At 65.6% G+C, this 14,893-nt stretch carries 13 protein-coding genes; all 13 read left to right on the top strand.

Annotation, left to right across the window (positions count from 1 at the left end):
- The first annotated feature begins 29 nt into the window (after window positions 1-29).
- Window positions 30-2,582 (top strand): DNA helicase PcrA, encoded by a 2,553-nt coding sequence (pcrA, locus tag ACIGJD_RS04000; protein WP_483689424.1) that lies wholly within the window; start codon window positions 30-32, stop codon window positions 2,580-2,582.
- A 52-nt stretch (window positions 2,583-2,634) separates the two neighbouring features.
- The gene (locus ACIGJD_RS04005) at window positions 2,635-3,312 is read left to right on the top strand and encodes a hypothetical protein (protein WP_483689425.1); all 678 of its coding nucleotides are present in this window, start codon (window positions 2,635-2,637) and stop codon (window positions 3,310-3,312) included.
- Window positions 3,313-3,535: 223 nt separating this feature from the next.
- Window positions 3,536-4,705, top strand: coding sequence for an ADP-forming succinate--CoA ligase subunit beta (gene sucC, locus ACIGJD_RS04010; RefSeq protein ID WP_483688395.1), 1,170 nt, complete (start codon window positions 3,536-3,538; stop codon window positions 4,703-4,705).
- Between the two features lie 10 nt (window positions 4,706-4,715).
- Entirely contained in the window at window positions 4,716-5,618 is a 903-nt protein-coding gene (sucD, locus tag ACIGJD_RS04015) for a succinate--CoA ligase subunit alpha (protein ID WP_142131017.1), read from the top strand.
- 188 nt (window positions 5,619-5,806) lie between these two features.
- On the top strand, window positions 5,807-6,538 hold the full coding sequence (locus ACIGJD_RS04020) for a FadR/GntR family transcriptional regulator (RefSeq protein WP_483688396.1): 732 nt from the start codon (window positions 5,807-5,809) through the stop codon (window positions 6,536-6,538).
- A 176-nt stretch (window positions 6,539-6,714) separates the two neighbouring features.
- A complete protein-coding gene (locus ACIGJD_RS04025) occupies window positions 6,715-8,064 on the top strand; it encodes an MFS transporter (RefSeq protein ID WP_483688397.1) in 1,350 nt (449 codons plus the stop codon).
- A gap of 9 nt (window positions 8,065-8,073) precedes the next feature.
- Window positions 8,074-8,850: an SDR family NAD(P)-dependent oxidoreductase gene (locus ACIGJD_RS04030; protein ID WP_483688398.1), complete on the top strand. Its 777-nt coding sequence runs from the start codon at window positions 8,074-8,076 to the stop codon at window positions 8,848-8,850.
- Window positions 8,851-8,960: 110 nt separating this feature from the next.
- Window positions 8,961-9,650 (top strand): GntR family transcriptional regulator, encoded by a 690-nt coding sequence (locus ACIGJD_RS04035; RefSeq protein WP_483688399.1) that lies wholly within the window; start codon window positions 8,961-8,963, stop codon window positions 9,648-9,650.
- Between the two features lie 143 nt (window positions 9,651-9,793).
- Window positions 9,794-10,792 carry a sugar phosphate isomerase/epimerase family protein gene (locus ACIGJD_RS04040; protein ID WP_483688400.1) on the top strand — a complete coding sequence of 333 codons (999 nt, stop codon included), beginning with the start codon at window positions 9,794-9,796 and terminating at the stop codon, window positions 10,790-10,792.
- A gap of 38 nt (window positions 10,793-10,830) precedes the next feature.
- Entirely contained in the window at window positions 10,831-12,552 is a 1,722-nt protein-coding gene (gene dhaL, locus ACIGJD_RS04045; RefSeq protein WP_483688401.1) for a dihydroxyacetone kinase subunit DhaL, read from the top strand.
- 10 nt (window positions 12,553-12,562) lie between these two features.
- Window positions 12,563-13,057: a ribose-5-phosphate isomerase gene (locus tag ACIGJD_RS04050; RefSeq protein WP_483688402.1), complete on the top strand. Its 495-nt coding sequence runs from the start codon at window positions 12,563-12,565 to the stop codon at window positions 13,055-13,057.
- On the top strand, window positions 13,054-14,007 hold the full coding sequence (locus ACIGJD_RS04055; protein ID WP_483688403.1) for a 3-hydroxyacyl-CoA dehydrogenase family protein: 954 nt from the start codon (window positions 13,054-13,056) through the stop codon (window positions 14,005-14,007). Before ACIGJD_RS04050 ends, ACIGJD_RS04055 begins: the two co-directional genes overlap by 4 nt.
- Window positions 14,008-14,067: 60 nt before the next feature.
- Complete coding sequence (locus tag ACIGJD_RS04060) at window positions 14,068-14,835, top strand: SDR family NAD(P)-dependent oxidoreductase (RefSeq protein WP_483688404.1); 768 nt, start codon at window positions 14,068-14,070, stop codon at window positions 14,833-14,835.
- Window positions 14,836-14,893 lie beyond the last annotated feature (58 nt).

Genomic DNA, 14,893 nt, shown 5'->3' on the forward strand with positions numbered 1-14,893 from the left:
CACCGCCTAGACTTGTAGGCACCATGGATATGTTGTTTGACCCGTACTCTGACGGACCGTTCAAGGCCGCTCCCGCCGCCACCGCCCGCACCAGGACGGGTCCGGAGGGTGCTGCCACCACGGCCGGACCGGGCGGAATACCAAGCTCCGGCATGGATGGGCAGCACCAGTCCGGCGGCTGGCAGCAGGCCAACCGGAACGGCGGGAACCGGCACAACGACGGCAGCCACCACCATGGCGGCCACCGCCCGGACGCGGCCCAGTTGCTGGAGGGGCTGAACCCCCAGCAGGAGGAGGCCGTCAAGCACGGAGGGTCGGCGCTGCTGATCGTTGCCGGCGCCGGGTCGGGCAAGACCCGGGTGCTCAGTAACAGGATTGCGTACCTGATCGCCACCGGCCGTGCCCATCACGGCGAGATCCTGGCCATTACCTTCACCAACAAAGCCGCGGCGGAAATGCGGGAACGCATCGAGGCACTGGTGGGCGGGCGCGCCAAGATCATGTGGATCTCCACGTTCCACTCGTCCTGCGTTCGGATCCTCCGGCAGGAAGCGGCCAACGTCGGCTTGAAGTCCAACTTCTCCATCTACGACTCCGCCGACTCCCTGCGGCTGGTTACCCAGGTTTCCAAGGCACTGGACCTGGACCCCAAGAAGTTTGCGCCCAAGGCTATCCAGCACAAGATCTCCGCGCTGAAGAACGAACTGATCGATGCCGATTCCTTCGCCTCGGCAGCCAATTACAACGACCCCTTTGAACATGCAGTGGCGGACGTCTACAAGGGGTACACCCAGCGCCTCCGCCAGGCCAATGCCATGGACTTCGACGACCTCATCGCCGAGACGGTCTACATGTTCAGGGCCTTCCCGGCGCTGGCCGAGTCCTACCGGCGCCGGTTCCGACACGTCCTGGTAGACGAGTACCAGGACACCAACCACGCCCAGTACGCCCTGGTGCGCGAGATTGTGGGGGAAGGGCCGGGCGCTTCGGAACTTACGGTGGTGGGCGACTCCGACCAGTCCATCTACGCCTTCCGCGGTGCGGACATCCGGAACATCGTGGAGTTCGAAAAGGACTACCCGGAAGCCCGCACCATCAAGCTGGAACAGAACTACCGTTCCACCCAGAACATCCTGAGCGCCGCCAACTCCGTGATCTCGCGCAACCCCAACCGGCCCGAAAAGCGCTTGTGGACTGCCGAGGGCGAAGGCCACAAGATCATCGGGTACGTCGGCGAAAACGAACACGACGAAGCGCAGTTCATTGCCAAGGAGATTGACCGCCTGCAGGACGAGGAAAACCTGCGCCCCGGCGACGTTGCCATCTTCTACCGCACCAACGCCCAGTCCCGCTCCATTGAAGACGTCCTGGTGCGCGTGGGCCTGCCGTACAAGGTGGTGGGCGGCACGCGCTTCTACGAGCGCAAGGAAATCAAGGACGCCCTGGCGTACCTGCGCGTCCTGGTGAACCCGGACGACGACGTCAATCTTCGCCGGGTGCTGAATGAGCCAAAACGGGGCATCGGCGATCGTGCCGAGGGAGCCATCGCAGCCTTGGCCGAGCGCGAGCGGACTTCCTTCATGGCCGCGGCGCGCCGGGCGGACCAGGCACCGGCAATGGCCACCCGTTCCGTCAACGCCGTTCTGGGCTTCGTGAAAATGCTGGACGACCTTGCCGAGGTAGCCGCCGGGTCCGGGGCTGCCGCAGCACTCGAAGCCGTCCTGGAACAGACCGGCTACCTTGCCGCGCTCCGCTCCAGCACGGATCCGCAGGACGAATCCCGTGTGGAGAACCTGGCCGAACTCGTGGCGGTGGTGCGCGAGTACGAACAGGAAAACCCGGAAGGATCGCTGGCGGCATTCCTGGAACAGGTGTCCCTGGTGGCGGACGCCGACCAGATCCCGGATGCCCCCGGAGCGGACATCGACGAAGCAGTGGCCGAGGCCAAGCGGCTGGGCGTGGTGACGCTGATGACCCTGCACACGGCCAAGGGCCTGGAATTCCCGGTGGTGTTCCTTACCGGCATGGAACACGGGCTCTTCCCGCACCAGCGCTCCGCCACTGATCCCAAGGAACTGGCGGAGGAACGCCGGCTGGCCTACGTGGGCCTCACGCGTGCCCGCAAGCGCCTGTACGTCACCCGGTCCGAGGTCCGCAGCATGTGGGGCCAAAGCCAGTACAACCCCGCCAGTCAGTTCCTGGAGGAAATCCCCGCCGAGCTCCTGGAATGGAAACGGGAAGGAACCAGCAGGCAGGCCGGCGGCTGGGGCGGCGGCTCCATTGGGTCCGGCCGCTACAGCGGGTCCTTCTGGGGAGCCGGCACCGCCCGCGGCGCAGCGGCGGATTCCTCCGCCGGCTTCAACGCCGATGTTCCGGCTTTCATCGCCAAGAACCGGGTGCAGCCGCAGAAGGAAATCATCGCCGTCAGCGTGGGGGACAAGGTCAACCACACCAGCTTCGGCAACGGCACCGTCCTGGCGCTTGAAGGTGCGGGGGACAAGACCGTAGCCAAGGTCAAGTTTGACGTCGGCGAGAAGCGGCTGCTGCTCCGGTACGCGCCGCTGACCAAACTGGACGCCTAAAGCGGGCCCCGCCCCGGGCATAATGGAGGCCATGCGACGGACTACATGGGGGATGCTCGCCGCCCTTTTCCTAATCACCGCCACGGGGTGCAGCGTGACCACAAAGGACCCCGGCTACGTCCCGCCCGCCCCGCTCAAACCCATGGAGCAGCTGGAAAAGGCGCCCCTGGCCGACGGCAAGGCGTTCTCGAGCGGCACCGACGTCCTCTCCTTCATCACCGCGGACCGGACCGTCGCCTGCTCGCTCACCTCTGCCCGGGGGGAGCACCTGAACCTTCCCTATGAGCAGAACCGCTACACCGACTCCGCCAACAACAAGCTGCCCATCGTTCCGGTGGCGCACTGCGAGCTGGCCACCTACCCGGCACCGCAACCAGGCGACATTAAGGACGACTGTGCCGGGACCCACCTGGGGTACCTGGGCGGGGTGGCGCTGCTGGCCCCGGACAGCGCCCGCTATGGGGAATGCAGGTCGGGCGTCACATCCATGGAAGCGGCCTACGGGCCCAAGGGAACCAAGACCGGGCCACTGGCCCAGCTGCCCGTGCTTGCCGACGGGCAGAACCTGGAACGCAACGGGCTGCGCTGTTCCGCCTACAACGGCGGCGTGGCGTGCGGAAACGTCTCGGCCGGCGTCGGGTTCTTCGTTTCCCCTGAACGTTACGAACTGATCGCCGGCCCGCCCGCAAGCGGTCCAAATCCGCAGTCAGCGGCCCCAAAAACCCCGTAAATCCGCGGTTTTTCTACGCTCCGTAGAATAGTGTGCTTACTCACATAAGAGGTAGTCTGGGACGGCCCGGTCCCTCTAAAGGACTAGAGTTCCCCATGGAGCATTACGCCGCGTGGCTCGTTTCCAGACAGGCCGCCGGTGCGTGCAATCCGCAGCCCGGTCATCGTCTTTCGATGGTGCCCGACTGTACCGAAACTACTTCGACGTAGAAGGACACTAAACCGTGGACCTGTTTGAATACCAGGCGCGCGATATGTTCGAGGCGCACGGTGTACCCGTGCTTGCCGGCATCGTGGCGTACACCCCAGAAGAAGCAAAGGCAGCTGCCGAGAAGATCGGCGGCGTTACCGTTGTCAAGGCACAGGTCAAGGTAGGCGGCCGCGGCAAGGCCGGCGGCGTCAAGGTGGCAAAGTCCGCCGATGAGGCATTTGAGCACGCCTCCAACATCCTGGGCATGGACATCAAGGGCCACACCGTCAAAAAGGTGATGATTGCCCAGGGTGCGGACATCGCCGAGGAATACTACTTCTCCGTCCTGCTGGACCGGGCCAACCGCAACTACCTGGCCATGTGCTCGGTTGAGGGCGGCATGGAAATTGAACAGCTCGCCGTCGAACGCCCCGAAGCGCTGGCCAAGATCGCCATCGACCCCGCTGTGGGCATCGACCAGGCCAAGGCCGACGAAATCGTCGCAGCAGCCGGCTTCGCCGAGGAACTGCGCGGCAAGGTTGCCGGCGTCATCCTCAAGCTCTGGGACGTCTTCAAGAAGGAAGACGCCACCCTGGTGGAGGTCAACCCGCTGGTCAAGACCGGCAACGGTGACATCCTGGCCCTCGACGGCAAGGTCTCCCTGGACGAGAACGCCGACTTCCGCCACCCCAAGCACGCACAGCTTGAGGACAAGGACGCAGCAGACCCCCTTGAGGCCAAGGCAAAGGCGCAGGACCTCAACTACGTCAAGCTGGACGGCGAAGTAGGCATCATCGGCAATGGCGCCGGCCTGGTCATGTCCACCCTCGACGTCGTTGCCTACGCCGGCGAGAACCACGGCAACGTCAAGCCCGCCAACTTCCTGGACATCGGCGGTGGAGCCTCGGCAGAGGTCATGGCCGCGGGCCTGGACGTCATCTTGGGCGACGAGCAGGTCAAGTCCGTGTTCGTGAACGTCTTCGGCGGCATCACCGCCTGTGACGCCGTCGCCAAGGGCATTGTCGGTGCACTGGCCGAGCTGGGCACCTCCGCCAACAAGCCGCTGGTAGTCCGCCTCGACGGCAACAACGTCGAGGAAGGCCGCCGCATCCTCACCGAGGCCAACCACCCGCTGGTTACCCTGGCCGCCACCATGGACGAGGGCGCCGACAAGGCCGCCGAGCTCGCCAACGCAGCTAAGTAAGGGACGCACCATGTCTATCTACCTCAACAAGGACTCCAAGGTCATCGTCCAGGGCATCACCGGCGGTGAAGGCACCAAGCACACCGCCCTGATGCTCAAGGCCGGCACCAACATCGTTGGCGGCGTCAACGCCCGCAAGGCCGGCACCACGGTCCTGCACGGCGAGAAGGAAATCAACGTCTACGGCACCGTCAAGGAAGCCATGGCGGAAACCGGCGCGGACGTCTCCATCGTCTTCGTGCCGCCGGCATTCACCAAGAACGCCGTGGTTGAAGCCATCGAGGCCGGCATCGGCCTGGTCGTGGTCATTACCGAGGGCGTTCCCGTCCAGGACTCCGCCGAATTCTGGGCCCTGGCCCAGTCCAAGGTGGACGCCGACGGCAACCAGGTCACCCGCATCATCGGCCCGAACTGCCCCGGCATCATCACCCCCGGCGAAGCGCTGGTTGGCATCACCCCCGCCAACATCACCGGCAAGGGCCCCATCGGCCTGGTGTCCAAGTCCGGCACCCTGACCTACCAGATGATGTACGAACTGCGCGATCTGGGCTTCTCCACCGCCATCGGCATCGGCGGCGACCCCATCATCGGCACCACGCACATCGACGCCCTGGCCGCGTTCGAGGCTGACCCCGAGACCAAGGCCATCGTCATGATCGGCGAGATCGGCGGCGACGCCGAAGAGCGCGCAGCCGACTTCATCAAGGCCAACGTCACCAAGCCGGTCGTCGGCTACGTGGCCGGCTTCACCGCTCCCGAAGGCAAGACCATGGGCCACGCAGGCGCCATCGTCTCCGGCTCGGCCGGGACCGCCCAGGCCAAGAAGGAAGCCCTCGAGGCTGCCGGCGTGAAGGTTGGCAAGACGCCTTCCGAGACCGCCAAGCTGCTCCGCGAGGTCTACTCAGCCCTCTAGCAGTACCGCAGACGCGGGGTCACCCCAGACCCGGTTCCCTCAAGGAGACCGGGACGGGGAGGCCCCGCGTTTGCCTGTTTAACACGGCCACTTAGCAAGGGACGACGGCGGGCGGCTGACCGGGGGCGTCGAGTAATGTTGAGTAAGGCAAATCAGGGGGCGCCGCGCGCCCAGGCAGGGGATTGACGATGGCAGAAAAGCGACGCAGCCTGGTCGACGCCGTCGTGGATAAGGTCCTCGAGCACATACTCAGCGGAGAGATTAAGGCCGACGACGCCCTGCCGCCTGAAGCTGATATCGCCAAGGAGTCCGGGGTCAGCAGGCTGACGGCACGTGAAGCGATGAACGTCCTGAAGGCCCAAAACGTGGTCTACGTAAAACGCGGGCTCGGGACGTTCGTCAACCCTCCGGAACGATGGACCGGCATGGATGCCATCATGCAGGCAGCCTCCAGGGGAGTGGCCTCCGACCAGGTAGCGCTGCGGCTCCTTGAAGTCCGCCGCATGGTGGAGACCGGGGCCGCTGAACTTGCCGCCTCCCGTCACAGGCCTGCCGATCTCGCCGCCCTGCAGGACAGCGTGGACCGGATGGAAGCAGCGCACCAGTCAGGCGATGTTGACGCCCTCACCGTGGCGGACATCGCCTTCCATGACACAGTCCTGCGCGCTTCCGGCAACCCCTTTGTGCCGGCCCTGCTGGGCCAGCTGTCCACGCTGCTGTATGCCATGCGGCGGGAGACCTCGGCATTCCCGGATGTCCAGCGCCACGCGATCCACCACCACAAGATGGTCCTGGCTGCCATTGCGGCCGGTGACCCTGCCACCGCCCGCTCCACCATGGACGCGCACATCACCCAGACCTTCGAGGACTACGAGCAGTTCCTTGCCATGTCCAGCCGCTCGGAAGCCACCGCCGGCTAAAGGCCCTCTGGCGCCACCCCTTCTGTGTTGACGGTCGCCTTTCCCTGTGACTACAATCTCAGTCAGACATCAGACATCTGATATCAGCATCCCCGCAAAATGCCGCCAGCCAAAGGAGTCTTCATGCGCGCGCATTCCCTTTTCAAGGGTCCCCAGACACAAGCGGGAGGTACGCGATGACCTCCCGTGCCGCTGCCCCCGCACTCAGCGAACTGGGCGAGACCACCCTCCGCAAGGTTCGCAGGAGGCTCATGCCCCTGATCGTCCTGCTCTACTTCATTGCCTACCTCGACCGGAACAACGTGGGCTTCGCCAAGCTCGGCATGCAGGGGGACATCGGCCTGACCGAGGCCGCCTACGGGCTGGGTGCAGGCATCTTCTTCCTGGGCTACGCGCTGCTGGAAATCCCGAGCAACGGCGGTATGTACCGCTTCGGCGCCCGCAAATGGATTGCCCGCATCCTGATCAGCTGGGGCATCTTCGCCACGGCCATGTTCCTGGTAAACGGCGAAGCCACCTTCTACGTCATCCGCTTCCTCCTTGGCGCGGCCGAAGCCGGCTTCTTCCCGGCCATCCTCTTCTACCTGACGCTCTGGTTCCCGGCAGCGCAGCGCGTCACCGTGCTGGGCATCTTCATCCTGGCCCAGCCCATCTCCAACGCCCTCGGCGCTCCCGTGTCCGGCATGCTCCTGAACCTTGAAGGCGTCGCCGGCCTGCACGGCTGGCAGTGGCTCTACATTCTTGAAGGCATCCCCGCGATCATCCTGGGCATCATCACGCCCTTCGTGATGACGGACCGCCCCGAGCATGCCAAATGGCTCAAACCGGAAGAGCGCGAGTGGCTCTCCACCACCATGTCCGAAGAACTGGCGCACAAGCAGAAGGCCGGAAACCACAACTTCCTTGCAGGCCTGAAGGACCCTCGAACCATCGCCTACTCCGCGCTGTACTTCGGCCTGGTCTGCGGCATCTACGGCCTGGGCCTGTGGCTTCCCACCATCGTCAAGGCGCTCGGAACGTTCGATTCGACGCAGGTCGGATTCATCGTCTTCATCCCGTACGCCATCGCAGCGGTGTTCGTCTACTTCTGGAGCAAGCGCTCGGACCGTACCGGCAACCGCGTCTGGCATGCCAGCATCAGCATGGTGCTGGCCGCCGTCGGCCTCCTGGGCGCAGGCTTCCTGCTGCCGGTCAACGCGGTGCTCGCCATGGTGTTCCTGACCCTTGCGGCCATGGGCATCTACTCGGCCATCGCCCCGTTCCTGGCCATGCCCTCCGCAGCACTTACCGGTGCTGCCGCCGCCGCGGGGTTGGCGATGGTCAACTCGCTGGGCAATCTGGGCGGCTTCGTCGCCCCCTATATCGTGGGCATCCTCAAGGATGCCACCGGGAACTCCCAGACCGGCTTGGTCTTCCTGGCCGCCTGCCTGGCCGTGACCGCCGCCGCCACCTACCTTTACGCACGCAAGCGGCCCGAAGGTGTCTCCGCCCCTGGTGCCACCGTTCCTGCCGCCGAAACCCACTAGGACAGACCAATGACAACCCAGCACCCATTCCCCGCAGAACGCACCGCAGTCCTCACGGGAGCCGCGTCAGCCCGCGGCATTGGCCGCGCAACGGCCGACCGCCTGGCCAGCGAGGGATGGTCCATCGCCATCCTGGACATCAATGCCGAAGACGCCCAGGCCGCGGCCGCGGAAATCGGAGCCAACCGGGCCGTCAAGGCCATAGGTGTGGGAGCCGATGTGTCGGACGAGGCATCTGTAGACCGTGCCATCACGGAGATCGAGCAGGCGCTTCCGCCGATCGTTGGACTGGTGAACCTCGCCGGCATCAGCTCGCCCACCCCCTTCATGGAAACCACGGTGGCGGAATGGGACAAGGTGTTCGCCATCAACATGCGCGGTACCTTCGTGGTGTCGCAGCGGGTCCTCAAGGGCATGATTGACCGGGAGCTGGGCAGGATCGTGAGCATCTCCTCGATTTCCGCCCAGCGCGGCGGCGGCACCTACTCCAAGGTTGCCTACAGCGCCTCCAAAGCCGGCATCCTCGGGTTCACCCGTGCCCTTGCCCGAGAAGTGGGCGAGCACAACATCACCGTGAACGCCATCGCGCCTGGCCCAATCGACACCGACATCATGGGCGGAACCCTGACCGACGAACGCAAGGCCCAAATGTCCGAGGGGATCATGATGGGCCGGGTGGGAACCCGCGAGGAAGTAGCGGCGCTGATCGCGTTCCTGCTCAGTGCGGACGCCGGCTACATCACGGCCGCCACCTATGACATCAACGGCGGCCTGCAGGTCTCCTAGGACCCCCAAGCCTGAAGGTGCCGGGCTGCCCAGCGGCGGCCCGGCACCTTCAGGGCGCTGCGCCCATAACACTCGCGTTTGCGAGCATCTTCCGGCTATAGGATTTCTACATGGCAACCAAGAAGCAGGCCTCCAGTGGCGTGAGCAGGCAGGTCCTCGCCGACCACGTTTATGAAGCGCTTCTTGTTGCCCTCATGGACGGCCGGCTGGAGGCCGGCACGCCCGTCAGTATCGACGGGATGGCACGGGAACTGGACGTTTCCCCAACACCCGTCCGCGAGGCGCTCGCCCGGCTGGAAGCCACCGGAATGGTCCGGAGGATGGCCCTGCGCGGTTACCGCGTGGCGCCCCTGTTTTCGCCGGAAGAGCTGGCAGACCTCATGGACGCCCGGCTGGTGATCGAGCCGGCCAACGCCTTCATGGCCTGCAAGCACGCGGATCCGGAACTGACCGGGCAGCTGCAACAGGCCATCGAAGACCTGAAGGCAGCCCCGCGCGGTCCGTCCTTTGCCGAATTCCGCGCCTACTGGGAAGCCGATGAACGTTTCCACCGCCTCATCGCAGAATTCGCGGACAACCAGTTCTTGCTGTCCGCCTACAATGCGCTGGGCGGCCAGGTGCAGCGTTTCCGCTTCTTCGGCGGCCTGGGCGTGACCGACGCCGATTATGCCATCGCGGAGCACACCGAGATCCTCAAGGCTTTTGAAGCCGGCGACGCCGAACTCGCCCGGCAAAAAATGATCGACCACATCGAGGGCGTCAAGCAGCGCTCACAGCACGACAGCGAAGTTCGCAGCTAGCAGTTTCCCCCTGGCGTATGCGCTCCCGGGGAGCTGCCGCCGTACCCCGTCCCTGCTTTGAGCAGGCATAACAAACAGGCCCTTGACAGGGAACACAAGCAGCGTAGATCCTATAGGAAATGCGATTTAGATCTGGAGTGACAATGCCGTACACCGCTGAAAACTGGCCCATCGCCGCCGCCCTGCTGCAGTTCCCGGGAACCAGGCCCGATGGAACCACCGTGCAGGACGCCCCCGCAAGCGACTGGCAGAAGGTCTTCGAAGAAGTGGCCGACGCCGGTTTCACCAACGCCGACCTCACCGACAGCTGGGTCCGCCCCGGCGACCTCTCGCCCGCCCGGCTGGATGAACTGAAGTCCGCCGCCACCGCAGCCGGTCTGGGACTGCCCTCCATCTCCGCGATCCGCCGCAGCGTGATCGAAGAAGCAAACTGGGAAGACAACCTGGCCTACACCCACCGCACCCTCGAGGCCGCAGCGCACCTCGGGTGCGAGGTGGTCTCCATCGGCCTGCACCAGGCCATCACCCCCGAGCAGCAGAAGCAGCTGTGGTTCTGGACTGTTGAAGGCCACAAGGATCCGGCAGGGGACAAGGAAGCGTGGAACAACGCCGTCACCCGCATCCGCGAAGTGGGCAAGCACGCAGCGGAACTCGGCCTCCTGGTATCGCTGGAGATGTACGAGGACACCTACCTGGGAACGGGGGATTCCTCCGTGCAGCTCGTCCAGGACATCGACCTGCCCAACGTCGGCCTCAACCCGGACCTGGGCAACCTGATCCGCCTTCACCGTCCCATCGAGGACTGGCGCGAACTGGTGCACAAGACCCTGCCGTACTCCAACTACTGGCACGTCAAGAACTACATCCGCGATGAGGACCAGGCACGGGACCAGTACGTCGCCATGCCGGCCCCCATGGAATCCGGCCTCATCAGCTACCGCGAGGCCTTCCAGTTCGCCATCTCCGTTGGCTTCCAGGGCATCATCTGCACCGAACACTACGGCGGCGACGGCCTGAGCGTCACCGCAGCCAACCAGGACTACCTGCGCAGCCAGGTCCTGCCCAAGCGCGAAGGCTACGCCCTGGGCACCAGCCTGGTGGCACAGGGCCGGCAGACCCCGGCGGCAGTCCCGGCCCGCTAACCCGGCATCCCAACCGACAACCGGTTCGACGAGGAATCATGACAAAGATATTTGACGATCCAGCGCAGTTCGCAGACGACGCCCTCGACGGCTTCGTCGCCGCCAACCGCCAGTACGTGGCCCGCGTTGACGGTGGTGTGGTCCGCTCCACCGAATCACCGGAGGGCCAGGTGGCAGTGGTCATCGGCGGCGGATCCGGCCACTACCCGGCCTTCGCCGGCCTGGTGGGCGCCGGCCTCGCTGCCGGGAGCGCCTGCGGCAATATGTTTGCTTCCCCCTCCGCGGGGCAGGTTTACCGCGTGGCCAAGGCATCCCAGACCGGCGGCGGCGTCCTGCTGAGCTACGGCAATTACGCCGGTGACGTGCTCCACTTCGGCCAGGCGCAGGAGAAGCTGAACGCCGAGGGCATCGAAACCCGGACCGTCCTGGTCACCGATGACATCGCCAGCGCGCCGGTCGAGGAAATCGGCAAGCGCCGGGGCATCGCAGGAGACCTCACCGTCTTCAAGGTGGCCGGGGCGGCAGCAGAAGCGGGCCTGGACCTGGACGAGGTGGAGCGGCTTGCCATCAAGGCCAACCACCACACCCGTTCGCTCGGTGTGGCCTTCGCCGGGTGCACCCTTCCCGGAGCCGGCGAGCCCCTGTTCACTGTCCCCGAGGGCATGATGTCGGTGGGCCTGGGCATCCACGGCGAACCGGGCATCTCCGAACAGCCCCTGCCCACCGCCAGCGAGCTTGCCCAGCTGCTGGTGGACGGTCTGCTGAAGGACAAGCCGGACACTGCCGGCCGCCGTGTAGTGCCCATCCTCAATGGCCTGGGAACCGTCAAGTACGACGAACTGTTCCTGCTGTTCGGCAGGATCGAGGCACTGCTCACCGAAGCCGGACTGGAGATCGTTGAGCCCGAGTGCGGTGAACTGGTCACCAGCCTGGACATGTCCGGCCTGTCCCTGACGCTGTTCTGGCTGGACGGGGAACTGGAAAAGTTCTGGTCCGCGCCGGCTGACACCCCTGCCTTCCGCAAGGGCAACCTGGCTCCCAGGCGCGCGCGGTCCGTCGAGTCCCTCGCGGAGGCCGGAACGGCGCCGTTGCTTGCCGCCACTCCTGCGTCGACTGCCTTGGCCGCCACGGCCCTGGACGCGCTGAAGGAAGCGCAGGCCGTCGTCGTCGAACACGAAGAAACACTCGGCAAGCTGGACGCCATCGCCGGGGACGGTGACCACGGCATCGGCATGCGCCGCGGCGTCGATGCCGCCGTTGCCGCCGCCGAAAAGTCCCACGCCGCCGGCGCCGGGCTCGAGGAACTCCTCGCCGCGGCGGGGGAACAGTGGGCCGAGCGCGCGGGTGGCACCTCCGGGGCCCTCTGGGGCGCGGCCGTCACCGCGATTGGAAAGACCCTTGGCAGCAAGGACTCCTACACTTCCGCAGACGCAGCGGCGGCCGTCAACGCCCTCCGTGACGCCATCGTCACCCTGGGCAAGGCGGAAGCAGGCGACAAAACCATGGTGGACGCGCTGCTTCCGTTCGCTGACACCTTCGCCAAGGCAATTGACGACGGCGGCAGCCTGGCTGCCAGCCTTCGTGCAGCAGCGGAGGCGGCGGCAAAGGCCGCTGACGCAACTGCAGAGCTCAGCCCAAAAAAGGGCCGGGCACGGCCGCTGGCGGAAAAGAGCCTGGGCCATCCGGACCCCGGGGCCGTGTCCTTTGGACTCATCGCCCGCAGGGTGGCCGACTACGCCGCCACCATCGAAAGCTCCTAAGGAGAACATCATGACCGAGAACACCCAGCCAGGCTGGCGCATCGTCGTCGGCAACGACGAAGCAGGCGTTGAGTACAAGAACGCCCTGCGTGAACTTTTGGAGGCGGACCCCCGGGTTGCCTCGGTGGAGGACGTTGGAGTCGGCGCCGACGACTCCACCGCCTACCCGCACCTGGCCGTCGCAGCAGCCCGCAAGGTGGCCGCCGGCGAAGCGGACCGCGCGCTGCTGATCTGCGGCACCGGCCTGGGCGTGGCCATTTCGGCCAACAAGGTACCGGGCATCCGGGCGGTCACCGCCCACGACAGCTACTCCGTGGAACGCTCCGTGCTGTCCAACAACGCACAGGTGCTGACCCTGGGCCAGCGTGTCATCGGCCTGGAACTTGCCAAGAAGCTGGTGGGTGAGTGGCTCAGCTACCGCTTCGATGAGAACTCCGCATCCGCGGCCAAAGTAGACGCCATCTGCTCCTATGAGGGCGCGTCGGAAGGACTTGAAACCAAATGAGCACCCGTAACATCGCCGTCGTCGGCTCAGGCTACATGGGCGGCGGAATCGCCCAGGTCCTGGCACTGGCAGGAGCCCGCGTGGCCCTGGCGGACGTCTCCGCCGAAATCGCCCAGAGCAACTACGAGCGGCTGCTGAAGGAATCCGACGAGTTCGTTGCGGCAGGCCTCTTCCCGGCCAACGCCACGGACCTGCTCAAGGAAAACCTTTGGGCAGCCAAGGACATCGAAGAGGCAGTCTCCGGTGCCGAGTACATCGAGGAGGCCGTGCCGGAAGTCCTCGAGATCAAGCACGCCACCCTGGGCCGGATCAGCGCCGCAGCCCGCCCGGACGCCATCATCGGCTCCAACACCTCCACCATCTCCATCGCCAAACTGGCCGAGGTAGTGGAAAACCCGGAGCGCTTCCTGGGCGTCCACTTCTCCAACCCGGCACCATTCATCCCCGGCGTGGAAGTCATCCCGCACGAGGGAACCTCCGAGGCCACCGTGCAGGCGGCGCGCACCATCGTGGGGGAGACCGGCAAGGAAACCGCCACCGTCAAGGACGTCACCGGCTTCGTGCTGAACCGGCTCCAGTACGCCCTCTTCCACGAGGCCGCCCAGGTGGTGGAGGAAGGCATCGCCAGCGCGGAGGACGTGGACACCCTGGTCCGCACCACCTTCGGTTTCCGGCTGCCGTTCTTCGGCCCCTTCGCCATCGCGGACATGGCAGGCCTGGACGTCTACGCCTTCTGCTACAAGTCCCTGCAGACGGGCTTCCCGGAACGGTTCGCCACCCCCAAGATCCTGCAGGAAAAGGTCGACGCCGGCCAGCTCGGCACCAAGACCGGCTCCGGCTTCCTCGACGTCCCCGCCGACCGCACCGCAGCCCTGGTTGCCTACCGGAACAAGGCGTACGTCGCCATGCAGAAGCTCATCGAGGAACTGGGCCCCGCCCCGCTGTCCTGAGTTCTTCGGACTGCAGCGCTTTCCGGGACCCACACCACCCCCCTTTAGAAGGAACACTTCATGACAGCATTCCCCGCAGACCGCACGGTGATCGTTACCGGCGCAGTCTCCGAGCGCGGCATCGGCCGTGCCACCGCCGACTACCTGGCCGAGCGCGGCTGGAACATCGGCGTGATCGACCTCGATGACGCCGCCTGCAAAGCAGTGGCCAAGGAACTTGCCGGGAAGCACGGCGTCAAGGCCCACGGCGCCGGCGCCAACGTGGCCGACGAAGCGTCGGTCCGGGCCGCCATCGACGAGATCGAAGCCGAACTGCCGCAGCTGGTGGCCCTGGCCAACATCGCCGGCGTCAGCTCACCGGTGCCCTACCTGGAACTCGACAGTGCCGAGTGGGACCGCGTCATCAACATCAACATGAACGGCGTCCACTACGCCACCCGCCGGGCGGCCGAATCGATGGCCAGGAACCGGCTGGGCCGGATCGTCAACATCTCCTCCGTCTCCGCACAGCGCGGCGGCGGAACCTTCAGCAAGACCCCGTATTCGGTGGCCAAGGCCGGCGTCATCGGGCTGACCCGCGCCACAGCGCGCGAACTGGGTGAATACGACATCACCGTCAACGCCATCTCGCCGGGGCCGATCGACACGGACATCATGGGCGGCACCCTCAGCGAGGAACGCAAGGATGAGCTGGTCAAGGACTTGGTGGTGAACCGGGTGGGCACTACCCGCGACATCGCCGCGGCCATCTCCTTCCTCATCGGCGAGGATGCCGGCTACATCTCCGGCCAGACGCTGAACGTCGACGGCGGGCTGTACATGCACTAACGGCAGCAGCTACCGCCAACCACACAGCTGAATGCCATCACAAAGCCCGCGGGCCGCC

The sequence above is a fragment of the Arthrobacter sp. E1SS-5 genome, from assembly GCF_057073715.1.

What these genes read in the sequence shown, in the direction of transcription:
- ACIGJD_RS04005 (WP_483689425.1), top strand. Translation starts at nt 2,635, where the DNA reads ATGCTCGCCGCCCTTTTCCTAATCACCGCCACGGGGTGCAGCGTGACC.
- pcrA (WP_483689424.1), top strand. Translation starts at nt 30, where the DNA reads ATGTTGTTTGACCCGTACTCTGACGGACCGTTCAAGGCCGCTCCCGCC.
- ACIGJD_RS04060 (WP_483688404.1), top strand. Translation starts at nt 14,068, where the DNA reads ATGACAGCATTCCCCGCAGACCGCACGGTGATCGTTACCGGCGCAGTC.
- ACIGJD_RS04035 (WP_483688399.1), top strand. Translation starts at nt 8,961, where the DNA reads ATGGCAACCAAGAAGCAGGCCTCCAGTGGCGTGAGCAGGCAGGTCCTC.
- dhaL (WP_483688401.1), top strand. Translation starts at nt 10,831, where the DNA reads ATGACAAAGATATTTGACGATCCAGCGCAGTTCGCAGACGACGCCCTC.
- ACIGJD_RS04030 (WP_483688398.1), top strand. Translation starts at nt 8,074, where the DNA reads ATGACAACCCAGCACCCATTCCCCGCAGAACGCACCGCAGTCCTCACG.
- ACIGJD_RS04040 (WP_483688400.1), top strand. Translation starts at nt 9,794, where the DNA reads ATGCCGTACACCGCTGAAAACTGGCCCATCGCCGCCGCCCTGCTGCAG.
- ACIGJD_RS04020 (WP_483688396.1), top strand. Translation starts at nt 5,807, where the DNA reads ATGGCAGAAAAGCGACGCAGCCTGGTCGACGCCGTCGTGGATAAGGTC.
- ACIGJD_RS04025 (WP_483688397.1), top strand. Translation starts at nt 6,715, where the DNA reads ATGACCTCCCGTGCCGCTGCCCCCGCACTCAGCGAACTGGGCGAGACC.
- ACIGJD_RS04050 (WP_483688402.1), top strand. Translation starts at nt 12,563, where the DNA reads ATGACCGAGAACACCCAGCCAGGCTGGCGCATCGTCGTCGGCAACGAC.
- ACIGJD_RS04055 (WP_483688403.1), top strand. Translation starts at nt 13,054, where the DNA reads ATGAGCACCCGTAACATCGCCGTCGTCGGCTCAGGCTACATGGGCGGC.
- sucD (WP_142131017.1), top strand. Translation starts at nt 4,716, where the DNA reads ATGTCTATCTACCTCAACAAGGACTCCAAGGTCATCGTCCAGGGCATC.